The organism is Pseudomonas synxantha BG33R, assembly GCF_000263715.2.
Classification (GTDB): Bacteria; Pseudomonadota; Gammaproteobacteria; order Pseudomonadales; family Pseudomonadaceae; genus Aquipseudomonas; species Aquipseudomonas synxantha_A.
Window position 1 is genome coordinate 2,821,470 of record NZ_CM001514.1, and the last position, 17,981, is coordinate 2,839,450.

At 60.3% G+C, this 17,981-nt stretch carries 13 protein-coding genes; 9 read left to right on the top strand and 4 right to left on the bottom strand.

What is annotated here, in order from left to right; all coding sequences use genetic code 11:
- Window positions 1-129: 129 nt before the first annotated feature.
- Window positions 130-354, top strand: a complete 225-nt coding sequence (locus tag PSEBG33_RS14800; protein ID WP_005787808.1) for a YdcH family protein — start codon at window positions 130-132, stop codon at window positions 352-354.
- Window positions 355-493: 139 nt separating this feature from the next.
- Here the strand turns inward: PSEBG33_RS14800 and PSEBG33_RS14795 are convergent, their stop codons facing one another.
- The gene (locus PSEBG33_RS14795) at window positions 494-1,870 is read right to left on the bottom strand and encodes a VOC family protein (protein WP_005787810.1); all 1,377 of its coding nucleotides are present in this window, start codon (window positions 1,868-1,870) and stop codon (window positions 494-496) included.
- Between the two features lie 239 nt (window positions 1,871-2,109).
- On the opposite strand from PSEBG33_RS14795, the gene PSEBG33_RS14790 reads away from it, so the two are divergent.
- Window positions 2,110-4,746: an MGH1-like glycoside hydrolase domain-containing protein gene (locus PSEBG33_RS14790; RefSeq protein ID WP_005787812.1), complete on the top strand. Its 2,637-nt coding sequence runs from the start codon at window positions 2,110-2,112 to the stop codon at window positions 4,744-4,746.
- Window positions 4,747-4,774: 28 nt separating this feature from the next.
- Here the strand turns inward: PSEBG33_RS14790 and PSEBG33_RS14785 are convergent, their stop codons facing one another.
- From PSEBG33_RS14785 to PSEBG33_RS14775, 3 genes are read right to left on the bottom strand one after another with little or no spacing between them, the layout of a single operon-like run.
- Window positions 4,775-5,617 (bottom strand): metal-dependent hydrolase, encoded by an 843-nt coding sequence (locus PSEBG33_RS14785; protein ID WP_005787814.1) that lies wholly within the window; start codon window positions 5,615-5,617, stop codon window positions 4,775-4,777.
- Between the two features lie 15 nt (window positions 5,618-5,632).
- Window positions 5,633-6,523 (bottom strand): SDR family NAD(P)-dependent oxidoreductase, encoded by an 891-nt coding sequence (locus PSEBG33_RS14780; protein WP_005787815.1) that lies wholly within the window; start codon window positions 6,521-6,523, stop codon window positions 5,633-5,635.
- Complete coding sequence (locus PSEBG33_RS14775; RefSeq protein WP_005787817.1) at window positions 6,520-8,058, bottom strand: flavin-containing monooxygenase; 1,539 nt, start codon at window positions 8,056-8,058, stop codon at window positions 6,520-6,522. Before PSEBG33_RS14775 ends, PSEBG33_RS14780 begins: the two co-directional genes overlap by 4 nt.
- Window positions 8,059-8,352: 294 nt before the next feature.
- Between PSEBG33_RS14775 and PSEBG33_RS14770 the strand changes: the two genes are divergently transcribed.
- The 7 genes from PSEBG33_RS14770 (at window position 8,353) to PSEBG33_RS14740 (ending at window position 17,981) form a co-directional block, all read left to right on the top strand.
- A complete protein-coding gene (locus tag PSEBG33_RS14770) occupies window positions 8,353-9,351 on the top strand; it encodes an alpha/beta fold hydrolase (protein ID WP_005787819.1) in 999 nt (332 codons plus the stop codon).
- A gap of 308 nt (window positions 9,352-9,659) precedes the next feature.
- The gene (locus tag PSEBG33_RS14765) at window positions 9,660-10,940 is read left to right on the top strand and encodes an alkane 1-monooxygenase (RefSeq protein WP_005787821.1); all 1,281 of its coding nucleotides are present in this window, start codon (window positions 9,660-9,662) and stop codon (window positions 10,938-10,940) included.
- A gap of 125 nt (window positions 10,941-11,065) precedes the next feature.
- Window positions 11,066-11,560, top strand: coding sequence for an alkane oxidation protein activator PraA (praA, locus tag PSEBG33_RS14760; protein WP_005787823.1), 495 nt, complete (start codon window positions 11,066-11,068; stop codon window positions 11,558-11,560).
- A gap of 134 nt (window positions 11,561-11,694) precedes the next feature.
- Window positions 11,695-12,189, top strand: coding sequence for an alkane oxidation protein activator PraB (gene praB, locus PSEBG33_RS14755; RefSeq protein WP_005787825.1), 495 nt, complete (start codon window positions 11,695-11,697; stop codon window positions 12,187-12,189).
- A gap of 132 nt (window positions 12,190-12,321) precedes the next feature.
- Entirely contained in the window at window positions 12,322-13,770 is a 1,449-nt protein-coding gene (locus tag PSEBG33_RS14750; protein WP_005787826.1) for an outer membrane protein transport protein, read from the top strand.
- A gap of 262 nt (window positions 13,771-14,032) precedes the next feature.
- Window positions 14,033-16,558, top strand: a complete 2,526-nt coding sequence (locus tag PSEBG33_RS14745) for an acyl-CoA dehydrogenase (RefSeq protein WP_005787828.1) — start codon at window positions 14,033-14,035, stop codon at window positions 16,556-16,558.
- Between the two features lie 79 nt (window positions 16,559-16,637).
- The gene (locus PSEBG33_RS14740; RefSeq protein WP_005787830.1) at window positions 16,638-17,981 is read left to right on the top strand and encodes a 3-oxoacyl-ACP reductase; all 1,344 of its coding nucleotides are present in this window, start codon (window positions 16,638-16,640) and stop codon (window positions 17,979-17,981) included.

Sequence of the window (17,981 nt, forward strand, 5' to 3'; positions counted from 1 at the left end):
CGGCAAAGGTTTGATCCCATCGCAGGCTGCACGACGAACGGGACTGTATTGACCTCAAACATGACAAGACCCATTGGAATGGGCTAGCTTCAAGGGCGTAGACCATTGATCAATTTGTGGAGGTACGCCATGCCAGTGAAACACGACCTGTATCAGGACTTGGGTTTGAGCAAGGAAGACGTTCACGAACGCAGGGCGAACGATAACCGGCTGGATTCGCTGCTCACGCAATATGATGAAGCTGACGCAAAGGTGCTGAAGGCAGAAAAAGCCAGTGCCAGTGATGAGGACGTAGAAAACCTGAAGAAGAAACGGCTGCTGATCAAGGACGAGATCGTCGGGCGATTAGGCTAGGCGCAAAACGGCAATATTTGTTCAGATTTGTATGCGGGACATCGCAGGACTGTGTCTTTATGATGCGCCCCGTCCACCCGGCTCTGGGGACTGTTGCGGCGCAAGGATTGTGCCGCTGAGCCGGGGAGGACACCCCATTTCAGGCCAGCAGTGTGCCCAGACACTCATCAATGGAACGCTGCTGCGTCTCGCCGTAAAGCTGCAACTCATCAATCGTCTTGCGCCCCAGCGCCTGTTCGAATTGCGCCTGGTTGGCGTTGGCCGCGTAATGACTCTGCGCCGCATCCCCCAGGTTTGACTGGAAAATCCCCGCCGCACTCACCGGCAGAAAATCCTCATACACCAATGGCTCCACCGCCACGTGATCGGCGTTGACCAGCGCTTGCAACGTTCGCGGCTGCTCGGGCTGGCCGCGTGCCGCCAGGCCCTTTGCGGTAACGAAGTAACGAAAGTACGCCAGGCCCTGCTCGCGCATCTGTGCGGGGGTATCCGGGAACGCCGTAAAGTGCCGTTCCATCAATTGCACATAACGCTCGGCGTTGGCCTCGTTGGGGAACGCTCCGAGTTCATCGCGGGCGGCGTTCAGCAGTTGGTCGTACAGGGCGCGGCCTTTAGGCGTGAGCGCTACACCGCGTTGTTCGATTTCGCCAAAGCGTGCGCTGTGGCTGCCGTGGGCGTCGGTGAACGCGATAGGTTCGTCGAGCGCCTTGAAGCTGGTCTGGCGCAGCAGGATCGGGCAATGGCGCCGGGGTGGGCCTTCGATCACGGCTTTGGGCGTAATGCCTTTGCCGGGCATGGCGGCCTGTACCTGGTCGATGTCCAGGGTGCGTGGCGTGAGATGGTTGATATGCGGGCCCCTGAAGGCGACCACGTCGGCGATCAGGCGGTGCTGGTTGCTCAGTTGCTCGTATTGCGCGCCTGTCACGGTGGCGGTGTTATGCCAGCGGAACGTCTCCAGCGCCTCGTCGATGAAAGCCTGGGCGTCGCGGGCATTCAAGCCGCCCTGTGTTTCGGCCTGTTCGATCAGCGCCAGGGCGCCGGGGGTGAAGATCGAACGCTTGGCCAGGGCACTTTCGGCGAAGGCGCGCAGCTCCAGGTTTTCGATCAGCTCCAGGCGCAGCAGCGAGGTGAACACCCGGAACGGGCTGGTTTGCAGCGCGTGTTCATGCACGGCGCGAAAGGCCGTGGAATGCACCGGCACGCCGGCGGGGGTGAGGTCGTAGTAGCCCACCGGTTGCATGCCCATCACCGCGAACAGGCGGCTGATGGTCGCCAGTTCTGCGGCAGTGCCCAGGCGGATAGCGCCATGGCGCTCCATGTCCAGGCGCTGGATTTCTCCGGTACGCTGCAACTGCTGCACCAGCTCAGGTTGGCTGTCGAGTACGCGTGCATTGGTTTGGGCCACCAGTTCCAGCAGCGCGCCGTACAGAGGTACTTCATCGCGGTACATGTCGGACATGGCCTTGGAAAAGCCCTTGCGGATCTCATCGGGGCTGACATGTGCAGTGGCGTGCATAGAAAAATTCCTGATGGCTGTGGCGAGCAAAATGACCTTTGCCCGATTTTGTTGAGGCGCAGGCCGGCTTGCAAACGAAGATTCTTCTGGACTTCATTCTGCAAATGAATGAGATGCCATGAACAGGAGCAAACCCAGCCCCAGCGGCTTGTCAACGCCAGGTGCTTTGAGTCTTCATGTGCAACCGGGCCCCATTGGGTTCTACACTGCGCCTCACTGTGTAGGTGATGGAGGACTCAATGACGGCCGTACCCGCAAACCGCCTGCTTGACACGATTGAAGGCCAGCGCCTGGCGACGCAAGATGCCGAGCGTTGGCGTGAGTGGGGCCCGTACTTGAGCGAACGCCAATGGGGCACCGTGCGCGAAGACTACAGCGCCGATGGCGACGCCTGGGCCTACTTCCCCCATGAACAGGCGCGCAGCCGCGCTTATCGCTGGGGCGAGGACGGCCTGGCCGGTTTCAGCGACAAGGCACAACGCTGGTGCCTGGGCCTGGCGCTGTGGAACGAACGGGATGCGATCCTCAAGGAGCGCCTGTTCGGCCTCAATAACGCTGAAGGCAACCACGGGGAAGACGTCAAGGAACTGTACTTTTTCGTCGATGGCGTACCGAGCCATGCCTACATGCGCATGCTCTACAAATACCCCCATGCCGCCTTTCCCTATGCCGACCTGATCGCTGAAAACGCTCGCCGTGGGCTGGGCGATACCGAGTATGAAATCCTTGATACCGGCGTGTTTGAAGACAACCGTTACTGCGACATCAGCGTCGAATACGCCAAGCACCAGCCCGACGATATTTTCATGCGTGTCACCGTGCACAACCGCTCGGAGCAGCCGACACGTCTGCAGGTGCTGCCCCAGTTATGGGCGCGCAATGACTGGAGCTGGACCTTTGATGCGCCCAAACCCAGGTTGACGCTGGACGGCGACCGCGTGCTGGCCCGTCATCATGAGCTGGACGATCGCCAGCTCAGCGCCTGGGGACAGGATGGGGTGCAATGGTTGTTCTGCGAAAACGAGAGCAACTTCGCCAAGCTGAGCGGGCAGCCGACGTCCGGGCCGTTCAAGGATGGCATCAACGATTACGTGGTGGAGGGTGATCAAGGGGCCATTCGCGGTGACGCGGGCACCAAGGTGGCGGCGCGATTCAGTCTTGAATTGGCGGGCCTGGAAAGCAAAAGCCTCTATCTGCGCTTTGCCCCTGTGGACGCGCCCCAGGTCAACGCTCGCAAGCTGTTTGAACAGCGCCGCCAGGAGGCCGATGACTTCTACGCAGCCCTGCAACAGGGGATCGCCGATGACGATGCGCGCAATGTGCAGCGCCAGGCCCTGGCCGGCTTGCTGTGGTCCAAGCAGTTGTACTATTTCGACGTCAACCAGTGGTTCGACGGTGATCCGGCCCAGCCTGCGCCGCCGCCCGAGCGCCTGCATATCCGTAATACCCATTGGCGGCACCTGTCCAATTTCGACATCCTGTCCATGCCCGATACCTGGGAATACCCGTGGTATGCCTCCTGGGACCAAGGCTTCCAGGCGGTGGCCATGGCGCTGATCGATCCCGGCTATGCCAAGCAACAGCTGCTGTTGCTGGTTAAAGATCGTTTCATGCACCCCAACGGCCAATTGCCCGCCTACGAATGGCGCTTCGACGATGCCAACCCGCCAGTGCATGCCTGGGCCAGCTGGCGCGTGTATCAGCAGGACAAGGCGCTGACCGGCGTGGGCGATATGGACTTTCTGGAGCGGATCTTCCACAAGCTGCTGCTGAATTTTTCCTGGTGGGTCAACCGCAAGGACGCCGAAGGCCGCAACCTGTTCCAGGGTGGTTTTCTGGGCCTGGACAATATTGCTTTGTTCGACCGCTCGGCCACGCTGCCACCGGGTTACCAGTTGGACCAGGCCGATGGCACTGCCTGGGTCGCGGCCTATGCCCTGGACCTGATGCGCATCGGGCTGGAGCTGGCCAAGCGCAACGCCGTGTACGTGGACATTGCGGTAAAGTTTTTCGAGCACTTCCTGTATATCGCCGGCGCCATCAACCGCGTCGATGACAGTGCCGAAGGCTTGTGGGATGAGCAGGACCTGTTCTTCTACGACGTACTGCACCGTCCCGACGGCCAGAGCGAACCGGTGCGTTTGCGGTCTATCGTCGGCCTGATGCCGCTGTTCGCCGTGCTGGTGCTGGAACAGCGCGAACATGAAGGCTTGGAAGGCCTGCGCGAGCGTCTGCTGGGGTTTATGCATCACCGGCCGGACCTGGCCAAATTGGTCTCACGCTGGAACGAACCGGGGCAGGGCAATCGCCTGCTGCTGGCGTTGCTGCGTGGCGAGCGTACCAAGGATTTGCTGCACCGCATGTTGGATGACCAGGAGTTCTTGTCGACCTTCGGTGTGCGCGCCTTGTCCAAGACCTTTGCAGAGCAACCCCTGGCGCTGAAGATGAATGGCGACACCCTGTGCGCCAGTTACCAGCCCGGCGAATCCGACTCTCGCCTGTACGGCGGCAACTCCAATTGGCGCGGGCCGCTGTGGATGCCGGTGAACTACATGCTGATCGAATCGCTGCGTGAATTTCACCGCTACTACGCGGATAACTTCTCAGTGGAATACCCCACAGGCAGCGGCTATCTGGCGTCGCTGGAAGACGTGGCCGACAGCCTCAGCCAGCGCCTGATCGGATTATTCCTGCGCGATGAAAATGGCCTGCGGCCATCCATGGCAGGGTATGCGCAGCTGGAGGCGGACCCGGCCAGCCGCGATCTGGTGTTGTTTCATGAATACTTTCATGGCGAGACAGGGCGAGGGTTGGGGGCGTCGCACCAGACGGGGTGGAGCGCCCTGGTCGCCTTGCTGCTGCAGCCAAAGGTCTAGCACCCATGGCGCGCATAGGCATCGGTAGCTACACCCCTTTGGCGCCGCGCCGCGTGCGCTCGATCTCTTCAAGCAAGCCATCTATGCCCGCCAGGCGTGCGCGGTTGTCATGTTCCCAAGGGTGAAACCCCGGTTTGAAATAATGCAGCCACGGCCTGAGCATCCGCGGGAATACGCCCTTGGGGCCGTACAAGTACTTGACCATGCGCCACAGCCCCTTCAACGTGCCGCCCGAGGTGCGGTCGGCAATCAGCAGCCGCACGTGGAAGTCCAGCACCACTAGCCAGAACATGACGGTGGTGGTCAGCATGGTGCCGGTGCGCAGCAGGTAGCGTGCGGGGCCAGGTTTGATCACCTGGTTCCATACATCGAAGGCTACGGCTTTATGTTCGGTTTCTTCCAAGGCGTGCCAGTACCACATCTGCTGGTAACCCTTGAGTGAATCACCAAAGCGCGAGGGGTCGCTCAACAGGATTTCCGCCAGCATCGCAGTGTAGTGCTCAAGGGCGATGGTCACCGCCAGGTTGAACGACGGCGGCAGGTGTTTCTTCTGCAAGTCGAGGAAGAACTTCAGGCGTCGGTCGAGGGTGTGCGCCGGCAAGCCCGCCGCTTGCAGCAGGTCGTTATAGGCCACATGTTCGCGGCTGTGCATGGCCTCCTGGCCTATGAAACCCTGGATTTCCTTTTTCAGTTCGGGATCGTCGATCTGCCCGCGGTAGTGGCGCACGCTGTCCATGAAAAACAGCTCGCCCTGGGGAAACAGCAACGACAGGGCGTTGAAGAAGTGGCTGATCACCGGCCCTTGTTCATGCCAGTCTTTGATGCGCTCGGCAGGCAAGGCAAAACGGATATCGCGACGGATCGGCAACATGCTGCGTCCTCCTGTTCAGAGATGGGACTGGTCGTTGGTTTCAAAGACCTGTGTGCGCGGCTTGGGCGCCATGCGTTTGCTGGCAAACACCACCAGTGCCTGATAGGCCGAAGGCAGGCAACGGGCGAGCAGGTCGAGAAAATAGGCGTCGCGGCCGATCAGCACACGGCGCTTGTTTTTGCGTACACCTAGCAGGATCACTTTGGCGGCCTGGTCGGCGTCGGTAATGAACAGCTTTTCGAAATCGGCTCGGGCCTGTTGTTCGCTGTGGATGAGGAAACCGGTCATGTTCGCGTCGATGCGGCTGCTGCGGCAGATATCAGTACGAATACCACCGGGGTGCACACAGGTGGCCGATACGCCGCAGCGTTGCAGGTCGAGTTCCTGGCGCAGGGCCTCGGTGAAGCCGCGTACAGCAAACTTGGTGGCGTTGTAACCGCTCATGCCGGGTTGGGCGAACAGGCCGAACACGCTGGAAGTATTGACTATGTGGCCTTCGCCGCTGGCCTTGAGATACGGCAGGAACGCCTTGGTGCCATGCACCACGCCCCAGAAGTTGATGCCGACGATCCATTCCAGGTCGGCGTAGTCCACGCCTTCGACGGTACTCGACAGCGCCACCCCGGCATTGTTGAACACCAGGTTGACCTGGCCATGTTCCGCGGCACAGCGTGCAGCCCAGTCCTGCATGGCTTGGCGGTCAGAGACGTCCAGCACCTGCGTGGTAACGGTCACGGGCGACAAGGTCGATGTGCGGATCAGCTCCAAGGTCTGTTCCAACCCCTGGCTGTTCTTGTCGGCCAAGGCCAGGTGGCAGCCTTCGCGTGCCAAGGCTAAAGCCAATGCGCGGCCCATGCCGGAGGCTGCACCGGTGATCGCCGCAACGCGGCCATTGAATGACTTCATGACAGGCTGCCTTCTGTGGCGGAGTGAGGGGCTGGTACGGGACGTGGCAGAGCGGGCGCCGGCAACGGGCTGGCGACGTAGTCCTTGAGCGCAAAGTGACGGGTGAGCTGTTTGAAACGCCAGGTAGAACCGGGCCACAGCGTGGTGTTCTTGCCGGTGCGTGGGTCCAGGTACCAGCTCTGGCAGCCGCCGGTGTTCCAGATGGTGCGCTTGAGTTTGTCCTGCAACTGGTGGTTGTAGGCGTGCTCTACAGCGGGTTTGACCTCGACCGTGGCAATGCGCTGGCGCCGCATATGTTTCAAGGCATCGAGGATGTAGGTGACCTGAGCTTCGATCATCAGGATCATCGAGTTATGCCCCAGGCCGGTGTTGGGCCCGACGATCAGAAACAGGTTGGGATAGCCCGGCACGGTAGTGCCTTTGAAGGCATGGGCGCCGTCGCTCCAGGCGTCCATCAGGTCGATGCCGTCGCGGCCGATGATGCAGTCTCGCGGCAAGGGGTCGCTGGCCTGGAAACCGGTGCCGAAGATCAGGCAGTCAGCGGGATGCTTGATCCCGTCGGCGGTGATCACACCGTCCGCCTCGATGCGCAGCACCCTGTCGGTGACCACCTCGACATTACTGCGCGTCAGCGCCGGGTAGTAGTCATTGGAGATCAGCACGCGCTTGCAGCCGATGGTGTAGTCCGGCGTCAGCGTCCTGCGCAGGGAAGGGCGGGCCACTTGTTTGCGCAGATGCCGCAGGGCGATTTTCTGCACCATCTTCATCAGGCGTGGGTGCAAGGCAAAACCCACCACCCGGCCTTCCAGTGCCCAATAAAACGCGCCGCGCACCAGCTTTTGGGTGAACGGCAGGTGTTTGAACAGCCAGCGTTCAAGCGTTGAAATCGGCCGGTCCGGTTTGGGCATGATCCAGGGCGGCGTGCGCTGGAACAGGTCCAGGTGCGCCACCTGTGGCGCGATCTGCGGCACGAACTGGATGGCACTGGCGCCGGTGCCGATCACGGCCACGCGCTTGCCTTTCAACGAGTAGTCATGGTCCCACTGCTGGGAGTGAAAACGCTTGCCCTTGAAGCTGTCCAGCCCCGGAATATGCGGCAGCGCCGGGCGAGACAGCCCGCCCATGCCCGAGACCAGCACCCGTGCGCTGACTTGGCGGCCATTGCTGAAGCTCAGGTGCCAGCGCTGCTGTTGCTCATCAAACACCGCACGTTGCAGGGCCATGCCAAAACGCAGGTAGGGCGCCAGCTCAAAACGTGTGGCGCAGTGTTCCAGATAGGCGCGGATCTCAGGTTGTGTCGCGAACTGTCGCGACCAGTCCGGGTTGGGCGCGAAGGAAAATGAATACACATGGGACTGCACGTCACAGGCGCAACCCGGGTAGTGGTTATCGCGCCAGGTACCGCCGAGGGTCTCGGCCTGTTCGGCGATGAAGAAATCGGTGAGCCCGGCCTCCTTGAGCTTGATTGCCATACACAGGCCAGCGAACCCCGAGCCAATGATGGCAATGTCAATCGAATCACTGTGGGCAGTCATGGGCGTGCCTCATCGATAGATAGAAAGCGGGTGGGCATCGGATGTGCTCCTCTTTTTGTTTTGTCTTTTAGATAGAACACCATTGCAAAGGAAAATTGAATTAATTATTTTAAAAAAGATTTTAAATAATCTACCTGAAAATTTCGCCTACGCTAGGACCTTGTTCCGCATGTGCGATTTGTCCGACGGACGAGCGTGGTATGCAGGGCGCCCAGGTCCAAGGGGTGGACGATGGCTGAGGCCTTGATCAATTCCGGTCGGGTCGCCAGCAGCAGGGAAGCAGAGGACCGAGCTATGGCTGTGGAATGGGTTGTCGCTGCGGGTGTGCTGGCCGGCGCCAGCGTGGCGTTATGGGGCTTGAGTGCCTGGATGACGCGGCGCATTGAAGCGCGGGTTCCGATCAACGGGCGTTTCGTCGAGGTGGATGGCGAGCGCTTTCATTATGTCGAAGAGGGCAAGGGCCCGCCGCTGGTGATGATCCACGGGCTGATGGGCAGCAGCCGTAACCTCACGTATGCCTTGTCCGGTCAGTTACGAGAGCATTTTCGCGTGATCACCGTTGACCGGCCGGGGTCCGGCTATTCCAGCCGACACAGCGGCACGGCCGCAGACTTACCGGGTCAGGCCCGACAAATCGCGGCCTTTATCAACACGCTCGACTTGGGCAAGCCATTGGTACTGGGCCATTCCCTGGGTGGCGCGATTGCTCTGGCGCTGGCCCTTGACCATCCCCATGCGGTGTCCGGGCTGATACTGGTAGCGCCCTTGACCCACCCGCAACGCATGTTGCCGCTGGTGTTCCTGTCATTGGCGGTGCGCCCGGCCTGGCTGCGACGCTGGATGGCCCACACCCTGACGATGCCCGTCGGCCTGCTGAGTAAAAATGCGGTGGTCAAAGGCGTTTTCGCCCCCGATGCCGCACCGCCGGACTTCGCCACCCGGGGCGGCGGGCTGCTGGGCATGCGTCCGGACAACTTCTATGCCGCGTCCACCGAAATCAACCAGGTCAACGACCACCTGCCCGACATGGTCAAGCGCTACCCGCAACTGACCTTGCCCATCGGGCTGATCTATGGCACCCGCGACAAGGTGCTCGACTTTCAGAAACACGGCCAGGCCCTGGCGAGCAAGGTGCCAGGGCTGAAAATGCAAGTGGTCGAAGGCTGTGGGCATATGTTGCCGATCACCGCGACAGAGCGGGTGGCGGCGCTGGTGGAGCAGGTCGCCAAGCGCGTCCGGCCCGGGGCAGACATCAGGCTGTTGCACCCACCCAAGGCCCTGGCGAGTAGATAAGGGTGCACCCGACTTGCGGTTCAAAGGCGTTGATGCCTGCCCTAGACACCTGACCAGACGGCTGAAAAAGAGACTGCCCGGTCACGGTAACAAGGGCTGGAGAAACTAGTTGACGACCTAACGATTCCGCGCTATTTATTTAAAAAAATTATTTCAATGTGTAATTTGAAATTATTTTTGAAATGCCTAAGAGCGAATAAAATAATGAAAAAAACGTCTTTTATCGCATGGTTGATTTCTCGGGGCAGTCAGCGCTCCGTAAACCTGTTTGCTGCCCCAATGCACACCGAATGTGTACGGAGGTTGCCATGAATCAGACCCTGGCCGCCCCGCACGTCTGGACCGACGGTAAGCGCCACCTGTGGTGGCTCGGCATCATGCCACTGGCAACCCCCTTGCTCTCCGGCGCCCTGGCGATCGGTACCGGCGTACAGCAATTGTGGTGGGTGGGTGTGCTGGTGATCTTCGGCCTGATCCCCCTGATCGACGGCCTGCTCGGCGAAGATGTCAGCAACCCGCCTGAATCTGCCGTCAGCAACCTTGAATCCCAACGTTACTATCGCTGGATCGTCTACACCGGCGTGCTGTTTGTGATCTCTTCAGTGATTATCACCGGCTGGCTGGCCGCCGGTGGCATCGACTGGATCATCAACGGCGGCCTGCTGAACGCCACGGCCACACTTGAGCCGTCGAGCTGGCTGGCCAAGGCTGCTGCATTCGTCACCGCACGCACTGAACTGCATGGCCACATCAGCGTGTTCACTTACCTGGGTATGGCAATGTCCACCGGTGCTGCCACGGGTATCGCGATCAACACCGCCCATGAACTGGGGCACAAACCCAAGCCCCTGGAAGTGTTCCTGGCCAAGGTCACCCTGGCGCCGACGTTCTACGGGCACTTCTACACCGAACATAACCGCGGCCATCACGTTCGGGTCGCCACCCCGGAAGATCCCGCCAGTTCGCGGCTGGGGGAAAGTTTTTGGGCATTCCTGCCGCGTTCGGTGTGGTTCAGCGCCGTGTCGGCCTGGAACCTGGAGCGCGAACGCCTGCGCAAACTCGGGTTGCCGGCCTTGCACTGGAAGAACGCCGTGCTCAGTGCCTGGATGTACAGCGTGGTGTTGTGGGGCGCGATGATTGCCTGGTTGGGCGCGGCGGTGATTCCGTTCCTGATCATCCAGGGCATCTACGGGTTCTCGTTGCTGGAAGTGGTGAACTACGTCGAGCATTACGGCCTCAAGCGCCAGAAGTTGCCCAATGGCCGTTACGAACGCTGCTCGCCGCGCCATTCATGGAACAGTAACCGGATTGTCACCAATATCTTCCTGTTCCAACTTCAGCGGCATTCCGATCACCATGCCAACCCCACGCGCAGTTATCAGTCGTTGCGCCACTTCGATGAGTCACCGCAACTTCCGTATGGTTACGCGAGCATGATTGTCTGGGCCTATGTGCCTTACTTGTGGCGACGTCGTATGGACCATCGGGTACTCAATCATTACGCCGGGGATATCACCCTGACCAATCTTCAACCGTCACAGCGTTTGAAGTATCTGGAGAAGTACAGCAACAGCGCCAAGCCGTTTTGAAATGAAGTAAGCAGTACGGGCGTACTCGGGATCTGTGTATCGCGCAGGTCCTTGTCGCCCCCAGTATCAGGTGCAAGAACGTGGTTTGACCCTACAAAAATAATTTCAAGGGAAGGACGTACACCATGCAAAGTTCTGCCAAGTTCACCGCCCACATCCTGCTGGCAGCGATGGGCCTGATTGTCTATCACCAGGCCCAGGCTGCCCGTATCGAACCTGCCGGCAGTGCCTTCACGGCTCAAGGGCCCATCAGCTTCTCCAAAGGCAAGCTGATCAGCGCCGACTGCACTATCAAGGTGGCCGGCAAGGTTGCAGCCGATGGCTCATCGGTGAATGTCGATAAAGTCGAGTTCGACGGTGGCCTCAAATGCAGCCGTGTCGAAGCGATCAACTTGCCCTGGGTGTTGGTCGCCAAAGATACAAAGAGTGGCTCGATGTCCAGGATCAGTGTCGATGTGCACGCCTTTGGCCTGGGCGGCAAGTGCGGCCCTTCAACCGCCGACGGTACTTGGGACAACGCCACCGGCAAGTTGGAAGCCGCCAATGTTGCTATTGGCGAAGACTGCAAGATCAACACGGTATCCATCAAGATGCCGGCCAACTTCAAAGTGGTCGAATAAACCGTTCCAACTGTTGCAGCTGTAAATGCATTGAAATTTGGCTGGAAAGGGAAGTTCTGCAGTTTCACCGTGACCTCTCGATCATGGCCATTACCCCTGGCGAAATGAATCGCCATAACATGTGAGGAAAAACAATGAAAAGCTTGAAAACTCTCGTGTCGCTCTCTGCCTTGGCTGTTTGCATGGGTGCTGCCTCCATGGCCAACGCCTATAGCATCACGCCGGTTAATTCTAACTTCACTGCGCCTGGCACCATTTCGGTGAAATCACCGTCGTCCTATCAGGCCACCGTTAACTGCACCGCGAACTTTACCGGCAACGTAGATGCCACTGGGGTAGCAAAAATCACCGGAGTAACGGTCAGCGGCAGCGGCCTTTGCGCATTGCCGAAAATCACTGGGTTGCCATGGACATTGACCGCCACCGGCCCAACCGCAGGTTCGGTCGCCAATGTTGGCTATACCATTGCCTCATCGGTTCTGTACCCGGCATCCAACTGTGGCCCATCGACCATCACCGTGGGCTACAGCGGTGGGGTGCTGACGGCGGCCAACCAAGGGCTTAGCGGCAGCTGCACCGTGGTGAGCTTGAGCGTGACCCCAAGCCCAACCTTCACCATCGTGCCTTGATGGCAGGTTGAAATGCGGGGTTGATCACCTGCTCAAAAACTGGCGCCTGAACCAGGCGCCAGTTCACCAATGGCCTGGCAGCAAGACGAACCGGCAGGGCCGGCTCAGAGAGATAACAATAAGGAGTGCCGCATGAATAATAAGAAACAACAGGTGTTGCTGGGGCTGGCACTGATAGGAGGTGCGATAGTTACCGCGCCTGTGCAGGCTGGCGGTTTTTCTACCCCTACTTACGGCGCGCCCGGTTGGGGCAGGGCGTTTGCCGGTGGCTCGTTATTCAAGAACGACCCTAGCTCGGCCTATAACAACCCGGCCGCCATGGCGTTTGTCGAACACAACGTCGCGCAATTCACGGTCGACTATGCGCGGATCAAGATCAAGTACAAAGGCAATGCCTCTGACTATGCCGGCAACCCGATTTCCAGTACGCCGTTGGACGAGAATGGTTTTCCCGACGGTGCAGCGACCGCGGTCAATAACAATGATGGGGGCCAGGGTGGCTTCACTGCCTGGCTGCCGACTGGCTTCATGGTGATGCCACTGGGCGATCGGTTCGCCTTCGGCTTGAGCCAGGTCGTGCCCCAGGGCATGCGCTCCACCTGGGATGAAGACTCCAAAGTGCGCGATTTTGCCGTGGATACCAAAATCGAAACCGTCGGGTTGACGGGCTCGTTGTCTTTCAAAGTCAACGACCAGTTTTCTATCGGTGGCGGCATGATCGTGCAACACAGCAAGGGGTTCGTCAGCCAGAACGTCGACCTGTTGTCTGCGGCGGCGGTGTCCGATTCCGAGCTGGGCGGCATCAATTTCCCGTCCGATGTGGGGCACGCGTTGATGCGCGTCAAGGTCGACAATATCTCGACTGGCTGGTTTGCCGGCGTGGTGTGGAAACCCACTGAACGCGACACCTTGGGCTTGAATTACCACGCCAAGATCAAAAACAAGATGACCGGCAAATACAACCTGTATGCCGATCAGTTTTCCTACAACCTCATGACGCAACCCAGCCCATTCGGGGGCACCGGCACGTTGGTCAACACCGCGTATCCAGGCCTGGAACTGGCACCAAATGGCGCCCACGCCAGTGTCCAGCTGGACATTCCTGCCACCGCCGGCCTGGACTGGGTGCATCAGTTCAATGATCGCTTGACCTTGGGCGCAAGCGTGACGTGGACCGAATGGTCATCGTTCAAGGACCTGACGCTCGACTCCGGAGACATGCGGATTGTCTCCATTCCCTACAACTACAAGAACACCTGGATGTACTCCCTCGGCGGTGATTATCGTGCGACCGATGAGCTGACCTTGCGAGCCGGTGTGGCGATTGATCAGACACCGACACGTAACTCCACCCGCGACCCACGGATTCCGGACGGCGACCGCACGTTCCTTTCCCTGGGGGCGGGTTACGACGTCAAAGCCGTCAAGGGGCTGAGCCTGGACGTGGCCTATTCCCACCAGTTCGTGCAGAAGGTCAACCTCAAGACCAAGAACATCGATCGCCTTGGCGGTGCGAGCCTGGATGGCAAGGCCGAGTCTTCCGGGGATGTAGTGAGTTTGTCGGCAACCTACGCGTTCTAGCGATACATGCGCAGAATGGAGGAGGGCGGCAAGCGCATCTTGCTGCCTTCCCCCAGGGCTTTTTTCTGACGGGCTTTGATGTTTCTCGGTAGTCCTTGAGCAGGCTGATTCGGTCAGCCATTTTTTTCGCCCAAGGATTAAATAAAAATTTCAAAACAAAATTTGAATTTAGTCTTTCAAGTTTGTAGTGTGGTTTTACGCCGCCGCGCAGCTCGACCTGCCTGTGCTCTGGCCACATCCCGAATCAAGTAGAGGTATCCCTATGCTTATCTGGTTATTGGTGGGTTTCGCAGCAGCGATTGCCCTGGCGTATCGACAAGCCGCCGCTACCCTGTGGCTGGTCACTGGCCTGGTTTGGCTGGCAGCGGGTTACCTGTTCAACGTCGTGGCCGGCCTGGGCACCGCCGTCGCGGCGGTACTGGTGGTGTTACCGGCCCTGGTGCTGGCGCTCAAACCCCTGCGCCGCACGCTGTTGACCAGCAAGGCCCTGGGCCTGTTTCGCACGATCATGCCGGCGATGTCCGACACCGAGCGTGCGGCCATCGAGTCCGGCACTGTGTGGTGGGATGCCGAGCTGTTCAGCGGCAAGCCCAACTGGCAGCGCCTGTTGCAAGCCGCGCCGGCCAGCCTGAGTGCGGAGGAGCAAGCCTTTCTCGACAATGAGGTCGAAACCCTGTGCGACATTGCCAACGACTGGGAAACCACCCAAGTCTGGCAGGACATGTCCCCCGAAGGCTGGCAATACACCAAGGACGCCGGGTTCCTCGGCATGATTATTCCCAAGCAATACGGAGGCAAAGGCTTCTCCCACTACGCCCACTCCCAGGTGGTGATGAAGCTGTCGACTCGCTGCTCGGCGGCGGCGATTTCGGTGATGGTGCCCAACTCCCTGGGCCCGGCCGAATTGCTGCTGCATTACGGCACCGACGCCCAGCGCAATTACTACCTGCCGCGCCTGGCGCGGGGTGAAGACATCCCGTGTTTTGCCTTGACCAGCCCGTATGCCGGCTCTGACGCGGGTGCGATCCCGGACCTGGGCATTGTCTGCAAAGGTCTGCACGAAGGCGAAGAAGTGCTGGGTTTCAAAGTGACCTGGGACAAGCGTTACATCACCCTTGGCCCGATTGCCACGGTACTGGGCCTGGCATTTCGCGCCGAAGACCCGGACGGCCTGCTTGGCGCGGCCGGTTCCCTGGGAATTACCTGTGCGTTGATCCCGACTTCTCATCCCGGGGTGAACAGCGGTCGTCGTCACTGGCCGCTGAATGCGGTGTTCCAGAACGGTCCTACCACCGGCAAGGACGTATTCATTCCACTGGAGTGGGTGATTGGCGGCCGTGAACAAGTCGGCAACGGCTGGCGCATGTTGATGGAGTGCCTGGCCGCGGGCCGGGCGATTTCCCTGCCTTCGGCGAACGTTGGCCTGGGCAAGGTCGCCGTGCGCGGCACTACGGCCTATGCGGCGATGCGCAAGCAGTTCGGCTTGCCCATCGGCAAGTTCGAAGGGGTGCAAGCTCCGTTGGCGCGCATGGCCGGGCATCTGTATGCCTGCGATGCGGTGCGCAAGGTGTCGGTAGCGTCCCTGGATGCCGGCGAGAAACCTTCAGTGATCTCGGCCATTGCCAAATACCACGTCACTGAGCGCGCGCGCATCATCGTCAACGACGGCATGGACATTGTCGCCGGCAAGGGCATCTGCATGGGGCCCAATAACTTCCTCGCCCGTGCCTATCAGCAAAGCCCCATCGCCATTACGGTGGAAGGCGCCAACATCATGACCCGCTGCCTGATCATCTTTGGTCAGGGCCTGATTCGTTGCCACCCCTATGTGTTGCGCGAAATGGAAGCGGCGCGCAACCCGGACCGGCGCAAGGCGCTGGAAGACTTCGACAGCGCGATGTTCGGCCATGTGAGTTTTGTACTGGCCAACACCGTGCGCGCAGCCGTGCATTCCCTGACTGGCGGGCGCCTGCTTGCCGCGCCAGCCAAGACCGACCCGGCGCTGGCGTCCTACTACCGTCAGGCCAATCGGCTGTCGGTGGTGCTGGCGTTGATCTCGGACATTTCCATGGGCGTGCTCGGGGGGGCCCTCAAGCGCAAGGAAAGTATCACCGGGCGTTTGGGGGATATTCTGTCGCAGCTGTACATCCTGTCGTGCGTGCTCAAGCGTTTCGAGGACGACGGCCGGCCCCAGGCAGATCTGCCGCTGGTGCATTGGGCGGCGCAGGACGCGTTGCTGCGCGCCCATGAAGCCTTGGCCGAAGTGCTCGACAACTACCCGTCGAAACCAGCGGCGACGGTGGTGCGCGCGTTGAGTGTTCCGTTTGGCATTCCCCTGCACAAACCGTCGGATCGTCTGTTGGCGCAAGTGGCCGATGTGGTGCAAACCCCTGGGGAAACCCGCGACCGCTTGCTGGCTAATTCCTACATACCGCGCCCGGAAATCGACAAGCTGGCCTACGGCGAATTGGGCTTTCGTTTACTGCCACAGGTGGAGTCGATCGAGGCTCGGCTTAAACCCGCCATCAAGCAAGGTTTGCTTGGCCCGCTGCCGATTTCGGCCACGGCCTTTACCGAATGGCGCGTCAAGGCGCGGGCGCTGGACTTGATCAGCGACGACGAGGACGCCTTGCTGGGCCGCTATGTGGAATACGCCGACCACGGTATCCAGGTGGATGACTTCCCCCAGGACTTTGGTTTGCTGGAGGCGTTGCAGCAGCGCAAGCAGGCGCTCGAACCGACCGCCAAACGGCGCAGCAGCCAAAGCGAAAACGCCCCGGTGAATTGACAGTGTGGGAGGGGGCTTGCCCCCTCCCACATTTGATTGGGTTTACAAGGCAAATGTGTGGTGTGAGTGAGTGCTTACCATGAGTGACAACTACCTTTCATTCGTCAACTCCCCCTGGGGCCGTCGCCTGGCCCAGGCTATTGGCTTGCCGCAACCCTTGCCGCTGCAGCGTTATCGCAGCGGCCAGGCCGGGCTGGCCAACCCGGTGATCATCGCCGGGGCAGGGCGCCTGGCGGCGTCGGTGCTGCGTAACTTCAGCGCCACCGACACCGTCGCCGCCACGGCGGCAACCCTCAAGGCGCCGTCGACGGTCAAGGTGCAAGGCGCAGTGTTTGATGCCAGTGGCGTGGTCGATCTGCAACAGTTGGACGAGCTCTACCTGTTCTTCCACGCCAATGCCAAACGCCTCGGTCAACATGGCCGAGTGGTGGTGCTCGGCACCGCGCCGGAACACTGCCAGGGCTTGCCCCAAGCCATCGCCCAGCGCGCCCTCGAGGGTTTGGTGCGCTCGCTGGCCAAGGAGCTGCGTCGGGCGATCACCGTGCAATTGTTGTATGTGGCGCCGGGTGCCGAGGAGGCATTGGACAGTAGTTTGCGCTTCTTCCTCTCACGCCGCTCTGCCTATGTATCGGGGCAGGTGGTGCGCCTGGAAAAACCTGTGGATGGCAACACCACCGTCAATTGGGACAAACCCTTCGCCGGTCGCCGTGCCTTGGTCACCGGTGCTTCCCGAGGCATCGGCCTGGCCATCGCCCAGGTGCTGGCGCGTGACGGCGCCCATGTGGTGTGCGTGGACGTGCCCCAGGCCCAGCAAGCCTTGCAACAGGCCGCCGCCAGCGTCGGCGGGTCGTCGTTGCCCCTGGACATCACCGCCGCCGATACTGCCGCGCTGTTGCAAGCCCATGCCAACCAGTACGGTGGCTTTGATGTGGTGGTGCACAACGCCGGGATCACGCGTGACAAGACCATCGCCAAGATGACTGAAGCCGCCTGGCGCAGCGTGATGGCGGTCAACCTCCAGGCGCCGTTGCAGCTCAGTGAAGCCTTGCTCGACAACCAGGGCATCAACGCCGGTGGGCGCATCATCTGCGTGTCGTCGATCTCAGGGATTGCCGGCAACCTGGGGCAAAGCAACTACGCCACCTCCAAGGCGGGCGTGATTGGCCTGGTGCAAGGTCTGGCACCGCATGCGGCGGCCCGGCAGGTCACAGTGAATGCGGTGGCGCCCGGTTTTATCGAAACCCAGATGACCGCGAAGATCCCGTTGATGATCCGTGAGGCCGGGCGGCGCATGAATTCATTGTCTCAGGGCGGGCAGCCCATTGATGTGGCCGAGACCATCGCCTGGCTCGCTCATCCTGCGTCGGGCGGAGTGAATGGCCAGGTCGTGCGAGTGTGTGGCCAAAGCCTGTTGGGAGCCTGA